This is a genomic window from Pannonibacter sp. SL95 (genome assembly GCF_026672425.1).
GTDB lineage: Bacteria > Pseudomonadota > Alphaproteobacteria > Rhizobiales > Stappiaceae > Pannonibacter.
This window is the reverse complement of record NZ_JAPPRC010000006.1, coordinates 1,350,504-1,369,408: the sequence shown is the minus strand read 5'-3', so window position 1 is coordinate 1,369,408 and position 18,905 is coordinate 1,350,504. Positions and strand designations below refer to the sequence as shown.

Here is an 18,905-nt window from a genome sequence, read left to right as displayed (position 1 = left end):
GTTGGTGGCAGGCGAAAGCCGTTAGACGGGTGCGCCATGCCGCCTTGTGTTTTGTCGGCATGATGCAACTCCGGCCATGATGCGCCAATACGAACTTGTCGAGCGGGTCACCCGTTACAACCCCAATGCGGACGAGGCCTTGCTCAACAAGGCCTATGTCTACGCCATGCGCAAGCACGGGTCGCAGACCCGTGCCTCGGGCGATCCCTATTTCTCGCATCCCCTCGAAGTCGCCGCGATCCTTACCGATCTGCGCCTCGACGATGCGACCATCGCCGTTGCCCTGCTGCACGACACCATCGAGGACACCGACGCCACCCGGGCCGAGATCGACACGATCTTCGGCGAGGAGATCGGCAAGCTTGTCGAGGGCCTCACCAAGATCAAGCGGCTCGACCTGCAGACGCAGAAGGCCAAGCAGGCGGAGAATTTCCGCAAGCTGCTGCTCGCCATCGTCGATGACGTGCGCGTTCTGCTGGTCAAGCTGGCGGACCGTCTCCACAACATGCGCACCCTCGAGCACATGCCCGAGCACAAGCGGGCGCGCATTGCCGAAGAGACGATGGAAATCTATGCCCCGCTCGCCGGGCGCATGGGCATGCAGGACATGCGCGAGGAGCTGGAAGACCTTGCCTTCCGCACCCTCAACCCGGATGCCTATGCAACGCTGGCCGAACGGCTGACGAACCTGCGCGAGCGAAACGACGGGCTGATTTCCGACATCGAGGAAATGCTGACGGCCCGCATCGCCGAACGCGGCATCGCGGCGCAGGTCAAGGGCCGCGAGAAGCGCCCCTACTCGATCTTCCGCAAGATGCAGCAGAAGTCGCTCGGCTTCGAGCAGCTCTCCGACATCTACGGCTTCCGCGTCATCGTCGGCACCACCGAGGCCTGTTACCGGGTGCTGGGCGTCATCCACACCACCTGGTCCACCGTGCCCGGGCGGTTCAAGGACTACATCTCGACGCCGAAGCAGAACGACTACCGCTCGATCCACACCACCATCGTCGGCCCCCGCCGCCAGCGCGTGGAGCTGCAGATCCGCACCCAGATCATGGACCGCGTTGCCGAATACGGCATTGCCGCCCATGCGCTCTACAAGGACGGCGAGACGGGTGGACGCAACATCGCCCGGCACACCGAGGAAAGCCGCGCCTATGACTGGCTCAGGCGCACCATCGACATGCTGTCGCAGGGCGACACGCCGGAAGAGTTCCTGGAAAACACCAAGCTCGAACTGTTCCACGATCAGGTGTTCTGCTTCACGCCAAAGGGCCGGCTGATCGCGCTGCCGCGCGGGGCGACGCCGATCGACTTTGCCTATGCGGTTCATACCAGCATCGGCAACACCTGTGTCGGCTGCAAGCTCAACGGCAAGATCATGCCGCTGGTGACCGAACTCAGGAACGGCGACGAGGTCGAGATCGTCCGCTCGCAGGCGCAAACGCCGCCACCGGCCTGGGAATCGATCGCCGTGACCGGCAAGGCCAAGGCCGCCATCCGCCGGGCGACGCGCGAATCCGTGCGCAAGCAGTATGGCGCGCTCGGCGAGCATATCCTGCAACGCGCCTTCACCCGTGCCGACAAGCCCTACTCGGAGAGCCTGCTCGATGGCGTTCTTGGCCTGCTCGACCAGGACAGCATCGCCGACCTGCTCGCGGCCGTCGGGCGCGGCGAGGTCAGCGCGCAGCAGGTCGTCAAGGCCGTGCACCCGGACTACCAGGACGAACGTGTCGGCATCATCCGGCCGGAGCCGGGCGAAGGCTGGTTTGACCTTGAAAAGGGCCATGGCCTGAAATTCCGAATCCCGACGGTCATTGGCACCGACGGCGATGCCTTGCCGATCCGCGGGCTTGCCGGCGACATCCCGGTCAACTTCGCCCCCAATGGCGGCGCGGTCCCCGGTGACCGGATCGTCGGCATCCTGACCCCGTCGGAAGGGCTGACGATCTATCCGATCCAGTCGCCGGCGCTGAAGGAGTTCGATGACCAGAGCGACCTGTGGGTCGACGTGCGCTGGGACATCGACATCGACAATCCCGAGCGCTTCCCGGCCCGGATCAGCGTGTCCGCCCTCAACGAGCCCGGCTCGCTGGCCGCCATTGCCCAGGTGATCGGCGAAAACGGCGGCAACATCGACAATCTCAAGATGGTCCGCAAGGTCGCTGACTTCCATCAGATGATCATCGACCTTGAGGTCTGGGACCTCAAACATCTCAACCGCATCATCAACCAGCTCCGCACCAAGTCGAATGTGTCCAGCGTGACGCGTGTCAACGGCTGAGAGCGGGACGACAGACAGGAAACTTGCATGACTCAGGACGACGTCCTGGCCCTGTTCCGTGAGGCAGGCGCCATCCTCGAAGGTCACTTCATCCTTTCCTCCGGCCTGCGCAGCCCCGTCTTCCTGCAGAAGGCACGGGTGTTCATGCATCCGGACAAGACCGAGAAGCTCTGCAAGGCCCTCGCCGACAAGATCCGCGCTGCCAACCTCGGCCGCATCGACTACATCATCTCGCCGGCCCTTGGCGGGCTCATTCCGGGCTACGAGACGGCGCGCCATCTTGGCGTGCCGGCGATGTGGGTGGAGCGCGAGGGCGGCCAGTTCCGTCTGCGCCGCTTTGACCTTGAGCCGGGTGCCCGCGTCATCATCGTCGAGGACATCGTCACCACCGGCCTCTCCAGCCGCGAGACCGTCGATGCGCTGAAGGCGATCGGCGCCGATGTGGTTGGCGTTGCCTGCCTGATCGACCGTTCGGCCGGTGAGGCGGATGTCAGCGTCCCGCTGGTGGCGCTGACGCAGTATAAGGTTCCTTCATACGATCCTGACAATCTTCCTGCAGAGCTCGCCGCCATTCCGCCGGTCAAGCCGGGAAGCCGGAACCTGGCCTGACACGGACACAGACACGGACACACCAAACGCCGGAGGCCCTAGCGCCCGATGCTGTTTCAACGCCGCACACCGCCAAGCCGATTTGAAAAGCTGCGCGTGGCTGTCTGGCCGCGGGCCAGCTGGGCGCGGTCCTTCCGCTACTATGGCAAGCGCGTGCTGCGGCTGACCGCCTCCCCGCATGCGGTTGCACTGGGGTTTGCCTGCGGCGCCTTTGCGTCCTTCACGCCCTTCATGGGCTTTCACTTCATGATCGCGGCAGCCGCAGCGCTGATCGTGCGCGGCAATGTGCTTGCCTCCGCGCTTGGCACGGCGGTCGGCAATCCGCTGACCTTCCCCTTCATCTGGGCCGCGACCTACAAGCTCGGCCATGTGATCCTGGGAACCGGCAGCCTGGACACCGCCGCCGATGCGACCCATGGGCTGATGCATGCCGATCTTCTGGCCCAGTCGCTCGACACGCTGCTCCCCATCATCGAGCCGATGGTGGTTGGCGGCATTCCGCTTGGCATCCTGTGCGGAATTCTTTGCTACATTCCGGTCTATGTCAGCGTCCAGGCCTACCAGGAGCGCAAGCGGCAGCGCCTTGCCCTGCGCCATGACGCGATGACCGCCGGCGAGCGCCCGGCGGAGTGACCCTGCGAAAGGCCCCTTCGTCATGATCCTCGGCATCGGCAGCGATCTTTGCGACATCCGCCGCATCGAGCAGACGCTGGAACGGTTCGGCGAGCGCTTTGCCGCGCGGGTCTTCACCGAGATCGAACGGGCAAAATCCGATCGCCGGGCCGAACGGGCTGCCTCCTACGCCAAACGCTTTGCGGCGAAGGAAGCCTGTTCCAAGGCGCTCGGCACCGGCATCCGCATGGGCGTTGCCTGGCGCGAGATGGGCGTCGTCAACCTGCCCTCCGGCCGCCCCACGCTGCAGCTGACCGGCAGCGCCGCTGAACGCCTCGCCGCCTTGACGCCCGAGGGCTTCCGGCCCCGCATCGATCTCACCATCACCGACGACTATCCCCTTGCCCAGGCCTTCGTCGTCATTTCCGCCTGGCCCTCCGACTGGCCCGAGCCCCCCTCCCCGCCCCTGAAGGACGATCCGAGCGAGGCGTGAGGATCGGGGCAGCGCTCATTCTTCTGAGCAGGCCTATGCCATTGATACGCTTGGCGAGGCATTCTCGCACCGCGGTCATCCCCGCCTTGTGCGGGGATCCAAGCGGCGTCGAAAGGGCGCAAGGCCTGGCGGGTCTGCATCGGACCAGCTGGATCCCCGCACAAGGCGGGGATGACCCGGAGATGCAAGTGGCGACGGCCTCCCCCACCCAACATTGCGAAGCTGTAATCCTGTCGTCCGTTGCCAGTGCAGCCTTGAACCGGTACAAGTCGCGAGATTTCGCCTGCGGCGGCGAAGTGAAGGATGAAGGATCCGATGAGCGTGACCGACAACAAGAAGGCCCAGGAGGGCGGTCTCGGTGAGACCGTCAAGGTGATCGTGCAGGCGCTGTTGCTGGCGCTGGTGGTGCGCACGCTCCTGTTCCAGCCGTTCAACATCCCGTCGGGGTCGATGATGAACACGCTGCTGATTGGCGATTATCTTTTCGTCTCCAAGTACAGCTACGGCTATTCGCGCTATTCGTTCCCCTTTGGTCTTGCGCCGTTCTCGGGCCGGATCTGGAGCGCGGAACCTGAGCGCGGCGATGTTGTCGTCTTCAAGCTGCCAAGCGACAATTCCACCGACTATATCAAGCGCGTGATCGGCCTTCCGGGCGACGAGATCCAGATGATCGATGGCGCCCTGCACATCAACGGCACGCCGGTCAAGCGCGAGCGGATCTCCGACTTTGTCGAGAAGGATTCCTTTGGCGTCAGCCAGCCGGTCGCCCGCTTCCGCGAAACCCTGCCGAACGGCGTCAGCTACGACACGCTCGACCTCAACGCCCGCGGCTTTGGCGACAACACCAAGGTGTTCAAGGTTCCCGCCGGCCACTACTTCATGATGGGCGACAACCGCGACAACTCCTCCGACAGCCGTGTCGAGTCGAGCGTCGGCTATGTTCCGTTCGAAAACCTGGTTGGCCGGGCGGAAGTGATCTTCTTCTCCGTCTCCGATGGTCAGCCCGCCTGGATGTTCTGGCAATGGCCCTGGACCGTGCGCTGGGATCGCATGTTCACCCCGCTCTGACCCGGCAGCACCATGAGTTCACGCCTGACCATCGGCGATCCGCTCTCCCGCGTCGAGGACCGGATCGGCCATCGCTTCCGCGATATCGGCCTGCTTGAGCAGGCCCTGACGCATGCCAGTGCGCTCGCCTCGCCGCAAGCCGGCGGCAGCTATCAGCGCCTGGAGTTCCTGGGCGACCGGGTGCTCGGCCTTGCGGTCGCCACCATGCTGCACCGGCATTTTCCGCGCGCCGATGAGGGCGAACTGGCGCGGCGGCTCAACCACATGGTCAAGCGCGAGACCTGCGCCGAGATCGCCCAGGACCTGAAGCTCGGCGATGCCATGCGCATCAGCCAGAGTGAGGCCCAGACGGGCGGGCGGCAGAAGACCGCGCTTCTGGCCGACATCTGCGAGGCTGTCATCGCGGCGATCTATCTCGACGCCGGCATGGCGACCGCAGAAGATTTCGTGCGCCGGCAGTGGGAACCGCGTATGCTGACCTTCTCCGGTCCGTTGCGTGATGCCAAGACAACGCTGCAGGAATGGGCCCAGGCCCGCACCCTGCCCGCGCCGACCTATTCCGTGGTTGATCGCAGTGGCCCGGACCATGCGCCGGTGTTCATCGTCGCGGTGATGGTCGAGCGGCATGCCCCGGCCGAGGGGCGCGGCAGCTCCAAGCGGATTGCCGAACAGGCGGCCGCCGAAGCCATGCTTCGCCGCGAAGGCGTCTGGAACGACTGACGGCCGGATCCCCGGCGCCCCGGACAGACAGATTTCCGCACAGGGGTGACCTGTGCAGGCAACGTCCATAGACAGGACCAACGTATTGAACGACATCGAGAATGACGAGCCGGACCAGATGGATGCCGACACCCCGGGTGCGCACGACCCGGCAGCGCTGACGCCAACCACCACGCGCGCGGGCTTCGTCGCGCTGATCGGTGCGCCGAATGCCGGCAAGTCGACCCTCATCAACCAGCTCGTCGGCACCAAGGTGTCGATTGTCACGCACAAGGTGCAGACCACCCGGGCCCTGGTGCGCGGGATCGCCATGCATGGCGAGGCACAGATCATCTTTGTCGACACGCCCGGCATCTTCAAGCCGAAGCGCCGTCTTGACCGGGCCATGGTCGACACGGCCTGGGGCGGCTCGCGTGATGCGGACGTCACCGCCCTGCTCATCGATGCGCGCAAGGGGCTGACCGAGGAAGTCGAGACGATCCTGGATCGCCTTGCCAAGGAACACGGCACCAAGGTGCTGATCCTCAACAAGACCGACGTCGCCAACCGGGAAAAGCTGCTCAAGCTCGCGGTGACCGCCAACGAGAAGGTGACCTTCGAGAAGACCTTCATGGTCTCGGCGCTCAGCGGCGACGGCGTTCCCGACATCCTGTCCTATTTTGCCGAGAAGGTGCGGCCCGGCCCCTGGCTCTACCCGGAAGATCAGGTGTCCGACGCGCCGATGCGCATGCTGGCGGCCGAGATCACCCGCGAGAAGTTGTTCGAGCGGCTGCACGAAGAAATCCCCTACGTTTCGACCGTCGAGACCGAACTCTGGGAAGAGCGCAAGGATGGCTCCGTGCGTCTCGAGCAGACGATCTACGTCGAACGCGACAGCCAGAAGGCCATCGTACTGGGCAAGAAGGGGCAGACCATCAAGGTCATCTCCCAGGCTGCCCGGACCGAGCTGACCGAAATCGTCGAGCGGCCGGTGCATCTGTTCCTGTTCGTCAAGGTGCGCGAGAACTGGTCGGATGACCCGGAGCGCTACCGCGAAATGGGCCTCGAGTTCCCCCGCTGATCCTCGGGGGACCCGACTTATCCCGGAGGTCACGTGGGACTGGAGTGGACGGACGAAGGTGTGCTCCTGTCGAGCCGGGCGCAGGGCGAGACCAGCGCGGTGATCGAAGTGATGACGCGCCAGCATGGCCGTCATCTCGGTCTGGTGCGCGGCGGCCGCTCCCGCCGGCTTGCTCCCCTGCTCCAGCCCGGCAACTCCCTCCAAGTCACCTGGCGCGCCCGCCTTGCCGAGCAGCTCGGCAGCTTTAGCGTTGACCCGCTGTCGCTCCGTGCCGGCCTGCTCCTGACCGACCCGCTGGGCCTCTACGGCCTGCAGCACCTGGCCGGCCTCACGCGCCTGATGCCCGAACGGGTTGCCCATCCCGGCGTCCACGAAGCCCTCACCCTGGTCCTTGACCATCTGGGGGAGCCACTGATCGCCGGACCGCTCCTCGTCCGCTTCGAACTGGAACTCCTCGCCGAGCTCGGCTTCGGCCTCGACCTCTCCCGCTGTGCCTCGACGGGGCAGAACTGGGATCTGGCCTATGTGTCGCCCAGATCCGGCCGCGCCGTCTGCCGTGATGCGGGTGCCCCCTACCGCGACCGGCTCCTGCCCCTGCCGTCCTTCCTCGTTTCCGGGGAACGGCAGCCGGGAACCGAGATCAATTTCCGCGATGTCGCAAATGGTCTGAAACTGACCAGCTTTTTTCTCGAAAGGGACGTGTTTTCTCCGCGCGGCGTCTCGCTGGCGCAGACCCGCGACGGACTGACCTCCGCCCTGGAGAAGGCCTTCGCCGCGGCCGGCCTCTCCGGCATGCCCGATCCCCTCGCCTGACGTGCAAAGGCGGGGAAAAACCGCCGGATTCCGCGCCTTTCTCGCCCCATGTAAATTGTCTCCCCCGCCCCTTCGGGCTAAGCATGCAGCATGGGAAAAGACCTCACTCCGCCGAGCGGCATCGAAGGCGTCAACCTGCGTGACGCACTCGAGGAACGCTACCTCGCCTACGCCCTCTCGACCATCATGCACCGGGCCCTGCCCGATGTGCGCGATGGTCTGAAGCCGGTGCATCGCCGGTTGCTCTATGCCATGCGGCTGCTCAAGCTGGATCCGGGCGCGGGGTTCAAGAAGTGCGCCCGTGTCGTCGGTGACGTGATCGGTAAGTACCATCCGCATGGCGACCAAGCGGTCTATGACGCCCTCGTCCGCCTCGCCCAGGACTTTGCGCAGCGCTATCCGCTGGTCGACGGCCAGGGCAACTTCGGCAACATCGACGGCGATAACGCCGCCGCGATGCGATACACCGAAGCCCGCCTGACCGATACGGCCAAGCGTCTGCTCGATGGGTTGGACGAGGATTCAGTTGATTTTCGAGAGACTTACGACGGCGAGGAGCGCGAGCCGATCGTGCTGCCGGGCGGGTTCCCGAACCTGCTGGCCAACGGGTCATCCGGCATTGCCGTCGGCATGGCGACCTCGATCCCGCCGCACAATGCGCATGAGCTGTGCCTTGCCGCCCAGCACCTGATCAAGCATCCAGACGCCGAGACGCGGGACCTGCTTGCCTATCTCAAGGGGCCGGACTTCCCGACCGGTGGCATTCTGGTCGAGGACCCGAAGGGTCTTTTAGAGGCCTATGAGACCGGCCGCGGCAGCTTCCGCGTCCGCGCGCGCTGGTCCGTCGAGGATCTCGGCCGCGGCCAATGGGTGGTCGTGATCACCGAGATCCCCTACCAGGTGCAGAAGTCGCGCCTGATCGAGAAGATCGCCGAGCTGCTGACAGCCAAGAAGCTGCCGCTGCTTGATGACGTGCGCGATGAGTCGGCTGAAGACGTCCGCGTCGTGCTGGTACCGCGGTCGCGCAATGTCGACCCGGCCTTGATGATGGAATCGCTGTTCAAGCTGAGCGAGCTTGAGACCAGATTTCCGTTGAACATGAACGTCTTGTCCCTCGGCAAGGTGCCGATGGTGATGGGGCTGAAGCAGGTCCTGCGCGAATGGCTTGACCACCGCCGCGAGGTACTGCTGCGCCGGTCGCAACACCGGCTGACCCAGATCGAGCACCGGCTCGAGGTGCTGGAAGGCTATCTGGTCGCCTATCTCAACCTGGATGAGGTGATCCGGATCATCCGTGAGGAGGATGAGCCAAAGGCCGAGTTGATGCGGGTGTTCAGCCTGACCGACGTTCAGGCCGAAGCCATCCTCAACATGCGCCTGCGCTCGCTGCGCAAGCTGGAAGAATTCGAGATCCGCAAGGAACACGAAAAGCTCTCCGGTGAACGCGATGACCTCAAGGAGCTGATCGGCTCGGAAGCACGGCAGTGGGCCCGGCTTTCGAAGGAAACCGCCGAGATTGCAAAGGCCTACGGCCCGGAAACGCCGCTCGGCAAGCGTCGTACGGACGTTGCCGAGGCACCGGAACATGCGCTTGGTGACATCCAGCAGGCGATGATCGAGAAGGAACCGATCACCGTCATCATCTCGGAAAAGGGCTGGATTCGCGCCCTCAAGGGGCATCAGCAAGACCTTTCGACCCTGACCTTCAAGCAGGGCGACAAGCTGAAGATCGCATTCCCCGGCGAGACCACAGACAAGATCCTTCTGCTGACCACGGCTGGCAAGTTCTTCACCCTGTCCGCCGCCAACCTGCCCGGCGGGCGCGGACATGGCGAGCCGATCCGGTTGATGGTCGACATGGAGGAAGGCCAGGACATCGTCTGCGCCTTCATGCACAAGCCGGACCGGAAGCTGCTGCTCATCAGTGATGAGGCACGCGGCTTTGTCGTGCCGGAAGCGGATGTCGTTGCCAATACGCGCAAGGGCAAGCAGGTGCTCAATGTCACCGTGCCGAACGAAGCCGTGCTCTGTATTCCCGTCGAAGGCGATCAAGTCGCAGTCATCGGTCAGAACCGCAAGCTGGTCATCTTCCCGCTGGCGCAGGTTCCGGAAATGTCACGCGGACGCGGTGTGCGCCTGCAGCGCTATCGCGACGGACGTGTCGCCGATGCCGTCGTCTTTGCCGGTGCCACAGGTCTGACCTGGATCGACAGCTCCGGGCGCAGCTACACACGGTCGCTCGACGAACTGGCCGACTGGCGTGGTGACAGGGGCCAGGCCGGACGCCTGCCGCCCACCGGCTTCCCGCGCAACAACAAGTTCGGCGTTCCGGGGCTCTAAACGAGCCCTGGAACTGTCCACAGGGTGCCGCACTTTGTAGCTGATTGAATTAGAACGGTATTTTCAGCCGTTGCACACAGCTGTCCACAGGCTGCGCACAGCTTGCGCACAAGCGATGCACAGGTTGCAAGACAGCCGGCCTGTAGCCGGCGACGAACCGTCGGTCGTCATCCCAGACAAGCGAAGCGAAGATCCGGGACCGGAGAGCCAAGGCGTTACCGGATGTAATTCATTAAAACTTCAATAGCTCTACTCTCCGGTCCCGGCTCTGCACTTCGCTTGGCCGGGATGACGTGAGTGGGGTCGAGGCTTGTCATCGGCCTCAGCCTGTCTTGAGCAGACGGCCCTTCTCGCGGGCCCAGTCGCGGGCCTTTTCGGTCTCGCGCTTGTCATGCAGCTTCTTGCCGCGCGCCAGGGCAAGCTCCATCTTGGCCCGGCCCTGCTCGTTGAAATAGACTTTCAACGGCACCAGCGTCTTGCCATCCTTGGCAACGGCGGCGGCCAGCTTGGCAATTTCCCGCTTGTGCAACAGCAGACGGCGCGGCCGGCGCGGCTCATGGTTGAACCGGTTGGCCTGCAGATATTCCGGCAAGTAGGAGTTATACAGCCAGATCTCGCCGTTCTTTTCAGCGGCGTAGGATTCCTGAATGTTGGCTCTGCCGGTCCGCAGTGACTTCACTTCCGTGCCACGCAGCTCGATGCCGACTTCATAGACGGACTCGATCTCGTAGTTGAAGCGTGCCTTGCGGTTGTCGGCGACGATGGTGCGGTCCGATCCGCCAGACTTCGGGGCCATGACTGGTGTTCCTGGCTGCGGCAGGACGGAAATCGTCCTGCCGGCCTTTGCGTGAGTTTAGTTGATCAGCCCCGCATGAACCATGGCGGCGCGAACCTGAACCTCGGTTTCCGGAGCGATGTTGACGAGCGGCTGGCGCACTTCGTTCTCGATCTTGCCCAGCAGTGACAGTGCGTATTTCACACCCGTCGGATTGGGCTCGATGAACAGCGCATGATGCAGCGGGCCAAGCTTGTCCTGGATCGCCAGGGCCTTGGCATAATCGCCGGCCAGCGTGGCTGCCTGGAACTCGGCGCACAGGCGCGGAGCCACATTGGCAGTCACCGAGATACAGCCTGTGCCACCATGGGCGTTGAAGCCGAGCGCGGTGATGTCCTCACCCGACAGCTGGACAAAGTCCGGGCCGCAGGCATGACGCTGCAGGGTCGCACGCGCCATATTGGCGGTTGCGTCCTTGACGCCCTTGATGTTGCGGCATGTCTTGAACAGCTCTGCCATGGTCTCCGGCGTCATGTCGATCACCGACCGGCCGGGGATGTTGTAGATGTAGATCGGGATGCCGACGGCTGCGTCAATGGCGCGGTAATGTGCCTTGAGGCCCGCCTGGTTCGGCTTGTTGTAGTAGGGCGTCACGATCAGCAGTGCATCCGCACCCGCCTGCTCGGCGTGGCGGGCAAGATCAATCGCCTCGGCGGTATTGTTGGACCCTGCCCCGGCCATCACCGGCACACGGCCAGCGGCTGCCTCAACGCACAGCTCGACGACGCGCTTGTGCTCGGCATGGGTCAACGTCGGGCTTTCGCCGGTCGTGCCAACCGGCACGAGACCCGAACTGCCTTCTTTGATCTGCCAGTCCACAAAGTCCTGAAAGCGTTTCTCTTCCACCGCGCCATTCCGGAACGGAGTGATCAGCGCTGGAATCGATCCCTTGAACATTTCAGGTTTCCTCTTGGACTTAACACAGGGCAACCATGCCCTGAGACGGCGCACAATACTTGGCTGACCGGCATCGGGCAACGGTTTAGGCGGGCGTAGCGTCAAATATGCAGTAGGATTCGCCAAGTGCAGTTTTCAGGAAAATCGCGGCGAAACCGGGACTTGCGCAGTTCCCTGTATAGCGCTGCGCGCCCAAGCTGATAAGTTTGCGCCACACGACGGCAGACCGGCGCTGGGAGGGCTGGCATGGCGGATACATTGCTGCAGGAGGACATAAGCCAGACCTCTGTCCAACCAGAGCTGATACGCTTTACGGCCCCCGATGGCCTGGCCTTGGCCGCACGGGTCTGGAACCCCGAAGTGCGCGCCAATGGCGCATTGCCGCTTGTCTGCCTTCCCGGTCTCAGTCGCAACTGGCGCGACTTCAGCGACATTGCAGATGCCCTGGTGGCCATGGGACGCAAGGTTGTCGCCATCGACTATCGTGGCCGCGGCGACAGCGCCCATGATCCGGACTGGCACAATTACGCAATCCCAGTCGAGGCGCATGACATTGACGCAGGGCTGGAGGTGCTTCAGCTCGAGCGCTTCGCCGTGCTCGGGACCTCACGCGGCGGCCTTCATGCCATGGCGATGGCACATCGGTTTGGCAAACACCGGATGAGCGCTGTCATCCTGAACGATGTCGGTCCGCGGATCGAGCTGAAGTCGATCCTGCGCATCGCTGCCACACTTGGCAAAGGAATGCGCCATGGGTCCTATGAGGAACTGGCGATCCGGCTACGCAATCAGTCGCAGGACCAGTTTCCGTTGCTTGATGCTGAGGGTTGGACAAAGCTCGCCAGGCAAATGGCACGGCCTGACGCAGCAGGCGTGGTGCTGGACTATGACCCAGCCCTCGCCCTGACCCTTTCCGCACTCGATGACGCGACACCCTGGCCGGATCAATGGCCACTGTTCGAGGGCCTCACCGATCGCCCGGTGCTTGTCCTGCGCGGCTCGCGCTCGGACCTTCTGTCTCAGGATACCTTGACGCAAATGGCGGCACGCCATCCGCAGCTGCAGACAATGATCATCGACGGCGAAGGCCACGCACCGCTGCTCTGGGATCAGGCGAGCCAGACCCGGATCGCTGAGTTCCTGACCGAGTTTGCCGACAATTAAATCGGGATTGCCAGCCGTCAGATCTGGATGAGCGTTCAGCTCCTTCTGATCGGGGGCTGGTCTCATCGGACCTCGCGTGCCCTCAACGACCTCTCTGAAACGACAAAACCCCGCAGCTTTCGCTGCGGGGTTCGTCAAATCTAATCGTTAGATCAGATTAGAACGTGCGCTGGACGCGGAGCATACCAGAGATGGTGTCCTTGTCCTTGATGCGCGAAGCGCGGTTGAAGTCGGTCGAAGCGTAGCCGAGTTCAGCACCGAAGATGAGGCCGGAGACCGGCTCCCACTGGGCGTTGCCCGACACGGACCAACGGTTGAAGTCGGTGCCAGCGAACGGAGCATCGACATCAGCGTAGGACACGTCGATCGCGCTGGTGACGTTGTCGGTCCAGTAGTGGAGCAGACCACCGCTGACAGACCAGGCCTTCGAGGTGCGGGTAGCGCGGGTAGCGGCGTTGAACACCACGTCCTGAGCGCCTTCGGTCACACCAGCGTAGGACAGAGCGCCATCGGCGTACTGAGCCTGGAAGGAGATGCTGTCCTTCTTGCCGAGCATCGGCAGGTTGATGGTGACGCCAGCGCCGATGCCGTAGCCCATCTTGGACTTCGAGGAAGCGTTAGCAAGGCGAGCTTCGTGCAGAGCTGCCATGACCTTGGCGGAACCCCAACCCTGGTCAACCTTCAGAGCTGCGACCAGATCCGGGTAACGGTGACCAGCGAAGCCGGTGCCGACGCGACGGTAGGTGCCGTCTTCCAGCGAGACGGTTGCCGAAACGCCGTTGCCGAAAGCAGCGGTGTAGGCAGCGACCCAGCTGTTGCTATCAGACCAGTTCTTGCCGACCTGGTTGTAAGCGTTGCCGGTGAAGAAGTCGTACTGCGAGCCAGCGCGACCGAAGGTGAAGTTGCCGAACTGGATGAACGCCTTGTCCAGATCATAGGAAGAACCGCTGGAGTCGCGGGTCATGATCATGGTGGTGTAAGCGCGGACCAGACCGTATTCGGTGTTGGTGCGTGCGTCCAGGTACAGGTAGCCACGTGCACGGGTCGAGGTGCCGTTAGCAGCGCGGTTCCAGTTGTTCGGCTTGTCGCCGAAGTCGTTGAAGTAGAAGTCAACGCGGACGCGGCCACCAACGCGCAGGCAGGTCTCGGTGCCCGGGATGTAGAAGAAGCGAGCGCCGAAAGCGTCGCAAACGCGAACGTAGTCGACCGGCTCCGGAGCGACCGGCAGATCGGCAGCCTGGGCGCCGGTGACAGCAGCAGCGGCAGCAGCCGCGCCGAGCATGATGCTCTTAAGGTTCATAGTATGACCTCCAAATCAGTCAATTAATGACGGACATCTGAACTGGCGCAGGCGCCTCGAACTCTATCCGCCGTTTCCCCGCGAATTGGTCTGATATTGCCACCGGCCGGAGGTTGGATTTCCTTGGACGACAATTCAGTGCGACCCGTGAGCCGCTCGCAAAGTGACCATACCCATCCGGAAACTTCGTTCAACCTTGAACAGCCCGACCGCCCCCGTTGCAGGCTGCTTTCAAAACCCGGTGTTGCAGGAAAGCCACGAGTTGCGGGGTGAACTTAAGAGACCGTCAAGAAATGGGGCGAGATCGAGGCGCAATCCGGGCTTTGTCCAGGACGGCAGCCCTGGTCTGCCGGGGGAGATTCCGTTGCGCAAAGAATCGCTGCGACATCGGTTTTGGGCAATGCATAGGGTTGGCAGATCCCGCTGCGCGAGGATGTTTTCCTGGCAAAGCCGCTGAAATCCTTAGCAAAGCGTTACCTGACCAACCTCGGCGAGGTGCACGCCGCCCGGTGGTGGCGAAGGTCGTCTCGATCAGCAATGACGGGCCTTCCCCCGGGAGTTCGCCCGAAATGGACAGCAAGCTCGATTCGTCCCGGCAGTTGGCATCACCAAGCGGGGGGCTGCCCAATCAGAACCAGACTGTCAGGGATACGAACAGAACCATGCAGACGAATGGCTCGTCGGCGCGGACGTGCGCAGCAACGAGTCCCCTACCCCGAAACGACAAAACCCCGCAGCTTTCGCTGCGGGGTTCATCAGATCCAATCGCTGGATCAGATTAGAACGTGCGCTGGACGCGGAACATCGCAGCGAGCTCGTCCTTGTCCTTGCGGCCGCGAGCCGAGAAGTCGACGTTGGCGTAGCCGAGTTCAGCACCGAACTCGAGACCGGCGACCGGGGTCCACATCAGGTTGCCCGAAACGGACCAACGGCTGAAGTCGGTGCCAGCGAACGGAGCGTCGACATCGCCATAGGAGACATCAAGACCGCTGGCCAGGGTGTCGGTCCAGGAGTGATACAGACCACCGCTGAGGCTCCAGGCCTTCGAGGTGCGGGTCGCGCGGGTCGCGGCGTTGAACACCACGTCCTGAGCGCCGTCGATCTCACCCATGGCGTAGGACAGAGCGCCGTCGGCGTACTGAGCCTGGAAGGAGATGGTGTCGTCCTTGCCCAGCGACGGCAGCTTGATGGTGACGCCAGCGCCGATGCCATAGCCCATCTTGGACTTGGAGGACGCGTTAGCAAGGCGAGCTTCGTGCAGAGCAGCCATGATCTTGGCCGAGCCCCAGCCCTGGTCAACCGTCAGAGCGGCAACCAGATCCGGGTAGCGGTGACCAGCAAAGCCGGTGCCGACGCGGCGGTAGGTGCCGTCTTCCAGCGAGATGGTGGCCGAAACGCCGTTGCCGAAAGCAGCGGTGTAGGCAGCGACCCAGCTGTTGGTGTCAGACCAGTTCTTGCCGACCTGGCCATAGGCGTTGCCGGTGTAGAAGTCATACTGCGAGCCGGCGCGGCCGAAGGTGAAGTTGCCGAACTGGATGAATGCCTTGTCCAGATCGAAGCCGCTGGCGCCGCCGGAGTCGCGGGTCATGATCATGGTGGTGTAAGCGCGGACCAGACCGTATTCGGTGTTGGTGCGGGCGTCGAGGTACAGGTAGCCACGTGCACGGGTCGAGGTACCGTTGCCAGCGCGGTTCCAGTTGTTCGGCTTGTCACCGAAGTCGTTGAAGTAGAAGTCAACGCGAACACGGCCGCCAACGCGCAGGCAGGTCTCGGTGCCCGGGATGTAGAAGAAGCGTGCGCCGAAAGCGTCGCAAACGCGGACGTAGTCAACCGGCTCCGGAGCGACCGGAAGATCGGCAGCCTGGGCGCCGGTGACAGCAGCAGCGGCAGCAGCCGCGCCGAGCATGATGCTCTTAAGGTTCATTGCGTGAACTCCAAATCAGTCAGTTATTGACGGACACTTCAACGGCATGCCGGCCGCGGTCATCTCCGCCGTTCCCCCGCGATTTCGTCTGAATTGGCCACCAGAGAGGAGCATGTTGTCCTTGGAGGGCAAGTCAGCGTGGCTCGCAAGCCACTCGCAATATCAGGATAACCGAGCACGCCGATCCTTCAACATTGAACTGGCTAAGCGGATCGTTCGGAACACTGTTCCGGCGTTGATGTTGCAGGAAAGTCACGAAATAAATGTCATTCCGAAGACCATGACCAGAGATGCACAAGGAACCGGCAAATAAACGTCGCCGCGGCACAAACAGCATGACCACAAAAGCGGCAGGAATCAGCAAATTTGCGACAATTACCACCAACGGCAGAATACGTATAAGTCAGGACCTATGCTCCGCGGACAAGGCCTGGGCGGGCGAGGTGGCGTTGTCAGCGCAGTGTAACCTCAACCCGGTCCGTAGCGCCCGCAGCGTCGATCACGAGGATCGTCTGCTGGCCGGGCCCATCCGGCGTCCAGACAAGCTGGGTCATGTAGGGCCCGCTGCCAACGGGCTTGCCGTTGGCAAACCAGGTGTATGGCCCCTGCCCGCCTTGCAGCTTGACGACCAAAGCCGGCTTCGGCCGGTCAGGGCCGATCGACTGCAGCCCCAGATCAACGTCGGCCCCGTCCGGTGGATGAGAGATCCTGAGCGACGCCACGAGGGGCCCTGCCGCCAGACGGCCGAGTGAGGGGGCCGGTGCCGATCCGGAGACAGCTATCCCGGAGAAAGATTCGCTGCGCACACGGGCGCGGCGCAGAGGCTGCGGCAGGCTGGACGTCGCAAGTGACAGGACGCCGGACGGGGGAGCGGCCAGCGGCACCCGCGCCGGGCCGAGCCGGTCGAAGGCTTCGAACAGGATGGGGGCAGCCGACTTCAGTCCGGTCATGCCGGGAACCGGCGTGCCATCGGCGCGCCCGGTCCAGACACCGACGACATGCCGGCCGTCATAGCCAACAGCCACGGCGTCGCGGTAGCCATAGGCGGTCCCTGTCTTGAAGGCGATCCCGGCGTCGGCGGCTGTGCTCGGACGCGGAGCCTTGGCGAGGATGTCTCCCACATACCAGGCCGGGACAGGCTCCAGCACGGGCAAGGCAGGCGTCAACCGGGTCGATTCGCCATACATGTGCGTGAGGCGCAGCGGGCGGCCACCGCTTGCAATCGCGGCATAAAGCGTCGTCAGGTCACGCAAGGTGAGACCAAGACCGCCGAGACCAATGGCAAGACCCGGCGTCAGGCCCTCGGGAAGGACGGGCGTGACGCCGGTGCGCCGGAGGCGTGCCGTCAGCTGAGCCGGGCCGACGGCCTCCAGAAGCTTCACAGCCGGAATGTTCAGCGACAGCTGCAGTGCTTCGCGCACGGTCACCGTGCCCTGGAAGGACAGGTCGAAGTTGGTCGGATCATAGCCTGCGATCCGGATTGGCCGATCCTCAATGTAGCTCTCGGGATGCGCTATGCCCTGTTCGAAGGCGAGACCATAGATGAGCGGCTTCAGCGCAGATCCAGGTGAGCGGACAGCGACGGTCATGTCGACGTAGCCCTGACGCCCGTCATCGGTCAGACCCGGCGAGCCGACGCTAGCGAGTATTTCGCCGCTGCCATGATCGGCAACCAGCAAGGCCACGGACATCTGCGGGCCCAGGGCCTGCGCCTTGGCGGCAACCAGCTGCTCCATCGCCTGTTGCAAGGCCCGGTCCAGGGTCAGGCGATGTTCGACACGCGCGGGACTGGCCGCAACGACCGTCGACGTCAGGTGCGGAGCGATCATCGGCATTGGCCGGCGCGTGGTCGGGACGGGATCCCGGCGCGCCGCCTCGGCCTCCTCCAGCGACAGGACGCCCTCCTCGACCGCCCGGGTAAGGACCCGGTCCCGGGCCTTGCGGGCGTTGTCCGGGAGGCGGTCAGGCTCGGCGCGATTCGGGCGACTGCGGCAGGGCGACAAGCAGCGCCGCCTCGGCAGGCGTCAGCCGGCGCGGCTCCTTGCCGAACCAGACCAGCGACGCCGCCCGCACGCCTTCCAGATTGCCGCCGAACGGTGCGCGCATCAGATACAGTGCCAGAATGTCGTCCTTGTCGAGACGGCGCTCCAGCGCGAGAGCGCCTACCAGCTGCTGCCATTTGGCGGCAACGTCCCGGGTGGGTGCTTCGTTCAGCAAGCGGATGACCTGCATGGTCAGCGTCGAGCCACCCGAAACGATGCGGCCTTCGCTGAGGGACTGCAGAACGGCCCGCGCGAGCGCTCGCGGATCGACGCCCGAATGGTCGCGAAACCGGCGATCCTCAAAGGCCATCAGCATACGGATGTAGAGTGGATCGACGTCTGCCAGCTTTACGGGCAGGCGCCAGCGCTCATCCGATGTCGCGAAGGCCCGCAGGAGATCGCCGTTGCGATCCAGCACGACGCGCGACACGGAAATATCAGCCAGCGCCGGGGGCAAGGGCGCTGTCGCAACGGCATAAGCGAGGTAGCCGGTCCCCATTGCGGCCATGAGGCACAAGCCAGCTGCTGCAGGGACAATGCGGCGCAGGCGGCGAGGCAGCCGGGAAAAAACACGCTGCCGCTGAGGCGCAGACTGGTCCATTCAACTTTCCAACCTACGAAGAAGCCACAGCCACTTCACGGCGCTCCGGCCGGCGGCACCGGTGCGGGCTGCGAGACACTGGCAGGCCGGAATGATGAAGCTGAGTTCCTGCACAAGACGGATATGACCCGTCGTATCCCGGA

Annotated in this window: 16 protein-coding genes; 10 read left to right on the top strand and 6 right to left on the bottom strand. The window is 63.7% G+C overall.

Annotated features, from left to right (window positions below; genetic code table 11):
• The first annotated feature begins 76 nt into the window (after nt 1-76).
• From OVA12_RS23170 to parC, 9 genes are all read left to right on the top strand, one after another.
• Nucleotides 77-2,284, top strand: a complete 2,208-nt coding sequence (locus tag OVA12_RS23170; RefSeq protein WP_268141196.1) for a RelA/SpoT family protein — start codon at nt 77-79, stop codon at nt 2,282-2,284.
• Nucleotides 2,285-2,311: 27 nt separating this feature from the next.
• Nucleotides 2,312-2,893 carry an orotate phosphoribosyltransferase gene (gene pyrE / locus OVA12_RS23165; protein WP_268141194.1) on the top strand — a complete coding sequence of 194 codons (582 nt, stop codon included), beginning with the start codon at nt 2,312-2,314 and terminating at the stop codon, nt 2,891-2,893.
• A gap of 48 nt (nt 2,894-2,941) precedes the next feature.
• Nucleotides 2,942-3,526 (top strand): DUF2062 domain-containing protein, encoded by a 585-nt coding sequence (locus tag OVA12_RS23160; RefSeq protein ID WP_268141192.1) that lies wholly within the window; start codon nt 2,942-2,944, stop codon nt 3,524-3,526.
• A gap of 22 nt (nt 3,527-3,548) precedes the next feature.
• Nucleotides 3,549-3,998 carry a holo-ACP synthase gene (gene acpS, locus OVA12_RS23155; RefSeq protein WP_268141190.1) on the top strand — a complete coding sequence of 150 codons (450 nt, stop codon included), beginning with the start codon at nt 3,549-3,551 and terminating at the stop codon, nt 3,996-3,998.
• A 315-nt stretch (nt 3,999-4,313) separates the two neighbouring features.
• Entirely contained in the window at nt 4,314-5,066 is a 753-nt protein-coding gene (lepB, locus tag OVA12_RS23150) for a signal peptidase I (protein WP_268141188.1), read from the top strand.
• 12 nt (nt 5,067-5,078) lie between these two features.
• Nucleotides 5,079-5,786, top strand: a complete 708-nt coding sequence (gene rnc / locus OVA12_RS23145; RefSeq protein WP_268141186.1) for a ribonuclease III — start codon at nt 5,079-5,081, stop codon at nt 5,784-5,786.
• Nucleotides 5,787-5,904: 118 nt separating this feature from the next.
• A complete protein-coding gene (gene era, locus OVA12_RS23140) occupies nt 5,905-6,846 on the top strand; it encodes a GTPase Era (protein ID WP_268141501.1) in 942 nt (313 codons plus the stop codon).
• A 39-nt stretch (nt 6,847-6,885) separates the two neighbouring features.
• Nucleotides 6,886-7,659 (top strand): DNA repair protein RecO, encoded by a 774-nt coding sequence (gene recO, locus OVA12_RS23135; RefSeq protein ID WP_268141500.1) that lies wholly within the window; start codon nt 6,886-6,888, stop codon nt 7,657-7,659.
• A gap of 90 nt (nt 7,660-7,749) precedes the next feature.
• Entirely contained in the window at nt 7,750-9,999 is a 2,250-nt protein-coding gene (gene parC / locus OVA12_RS23130; RefSeq protein WP_268141184.1) for a DNA topoisomerase IV subunit A, read from the top strand.
• Between the two features lie 322 nt (nt 10,000-10,321).
• Here the strand turns inward: parC and smpB are convergent, their stop codons facing one another.
• Both smpB and dapA read right to left on the bottom strand, forming a co-directional pair.
• Nucleotides 10,322-10,795, bottom strand: coding sequence for an SsrA-binding protein SmpB (gene smpB, locus OVA12_RS23125; RefSeq protein ID WP_268141183.1), 474 nt, complete (start codon nt 10,793-10,795; stop codon nt 10,322-10,324).
• 57 nt (nt 10,796-10,852) lie between these two features.
• A complete protein-coding gene (gene dapA / locus OVA12_RS23120; RefSeq protein ID WP_268141181.1) occupies nt 10,853-11,731 on the bottom strand; it encodes a 4-hydroxy-tetrahydrodipicolinate synthase in 879 nt (292 codons plus the stop codon).
• Nucleotides 11,732-11,977: 246 nt separating this feature from the next.
• Here dapA and OVA12_RS23115 point away from each other — a divergent pair, with 246 nt between their 5' ends.
• Nucleotides 11,978-12,895: an alpha/beta fold hydrolase gene (locus OVA12_RS23115; RefSeq protein ID WP_268141179.1), complete on the top strand. Its 918-nt coding sequence runs from the start codon at nt 11,978-11,980 to the stop codon at nt 12,893-12,895.
• 157 nt (nt 12,896-13,052) lie between these two features.
• Here the strand turns inward: OVA12_RS23115 and OVA12_RS23110 are convergent, their stop codons facing one another.
• From OVA12_RS23110 to OVA12_RS23095, 4 genes are all read right to left on the bottom strand, one after another.
• Entirely contained in the window at nt 13,053-14,195 is a 1,143-nt protein-coding gene (locus tag OVA12_RS23110; RefSeq protein WP_268141177.1) for a porin, read from the bottom strand.
• Nucleotides 14,196-14,973: 778 nt separating this feature from the next.
• Nucleotides 14,974-16,119, bottom strand: a complete 1,146-nt coding sequence (locus tag OVA12_RS23105; protein ID WP_268141176.1) for a porin — start codon at nt 16,117-16,119, stop codon at nt 14,974-14,976.
• Between the two features lie 452 nt (nt 16,120-16,571).
• Entirely contained in the window at nt 16,572-18,122 is a 1,551-nt protein-coding gene (locus tag OVA12_RS23100) for a penicillin-binding transpeptidase domain-containing protein (RefSeq protein ID WP_268141174.1), read from the bottom strand.
• On the bottom strand, nt 18,082-18,669 hold the full coding sequence (locus OVA12_RS23095; protein WP_268141173.1) for a transglycosylase domain-containing protein: 588 nt from the start codon (nt 18,667-18,669) through the stop codon (nt 18,082-18,084). Before OVA12_RS23095 ends, OVA12_RS23100 begins: the two co-directional genes overlap by 41 nt.
• Nucleotides 18,670-18,905: the final 236 nt, after the last annotated feature.

Excerpts from the sequence above, each read along its gene's own strand:
- OVA12_RS23105 (WP_268141176.1), bottom strand. The coding sequence starts at position 16,119 with ATGAACCTTAAGAGCATCATGCTCGGCGCGGCTGCTGCCGCTGCTGCT.
- OVA12_RS23095 (WP_268141173.1), bottom strand. The coding sequence starts at position 18,669 with ATGGCCGCAATGGGGACCGGCTACCTCGCTTATGCCGTTGCGACAGCG.
- era (WP_268141501.1), top strand. The coding sequence starts at position 5,905 with ATGGATGCCGACACCCCGGGTGCGCACGACCCGGCAGCGCTGACGCCA.
- OVA12_RS23110 (WP_268141177.1), bottom strand. The coding sequence starts at position 14,195 with ATGAACCTTAAGAGCATCATGCTCGGCGCGGCTGCTGCCGCTGCTGCT.
- rnc (WP_268141186.1), top strand. The coding sequence starts at position 5,079 with ATGAGTTCACGCCTGACCATCGGCGATCCGCTCTCCCGCGTCGAGGAC.
- smpB (WP_268141183.1), bottom strand. The coding sequence starts at position 10,795 with ATGGCCCCGAAGTCTGGCGGATCGGACCGCACCATCGTCGCCGACAAC.
- parC (WP_268141184.1), top strand. The coding sequence starts at position 7,750 with ATGGGAAAAGACCTCACTCCGCCGAGCGGCATCGAAGGCGTCAACCTG.
- OVA12_RS23115 (WP_268141179.1), top strand. The coding sequence starts at position 11,978 with ATGGCGGATACATTGCTGCAGGAGGACATAAGCCAGACCTCTGTCCAA.
- acpS (WP_268141190.1), top strand. The coding sequence starts at position 3,549 with ATGATCCTCGGCATCGGCAGCGATCTTTGCGACATCCGCCGCATCGAG.
- OVA12_RS23170 (WP_268141196.1), top strand. The coding sequence starts at position 77 with ATGATGCGCCAATACGAACTTGTCGAGCGGGTCACCCGTTACAACCCC.
- dapA (WP_268141181.1), bottom strand. The coding sequence starts at position 11,731 with ATGTTCAAGGGATCGATTCCAGCGCTGATCACTCCGTTCCGGAATGGC.
- pyrE (WP_268141194.1), top strand. The coding sequence starts at position 2,312 with ATGACTCAGGACGACGTCCTGGCCCTGTTCCGTGAGGCAGGCGCCATC.
- OVA12_RS23160 (WP_268141192.1), top strand. The coding sequence starts at position 2,942 with ATGCTGTTTCAACGCCGCACACCGCCAAGCCGATTTGAAAAGCTGCGC.
- lepB (WP_268141188.1), top strand. The coding sequence starts at position 4,314 with ATGAGCGTGACCGACAACAAGAAGGCCCAGGAGGGCGGTCTCGGTGAG.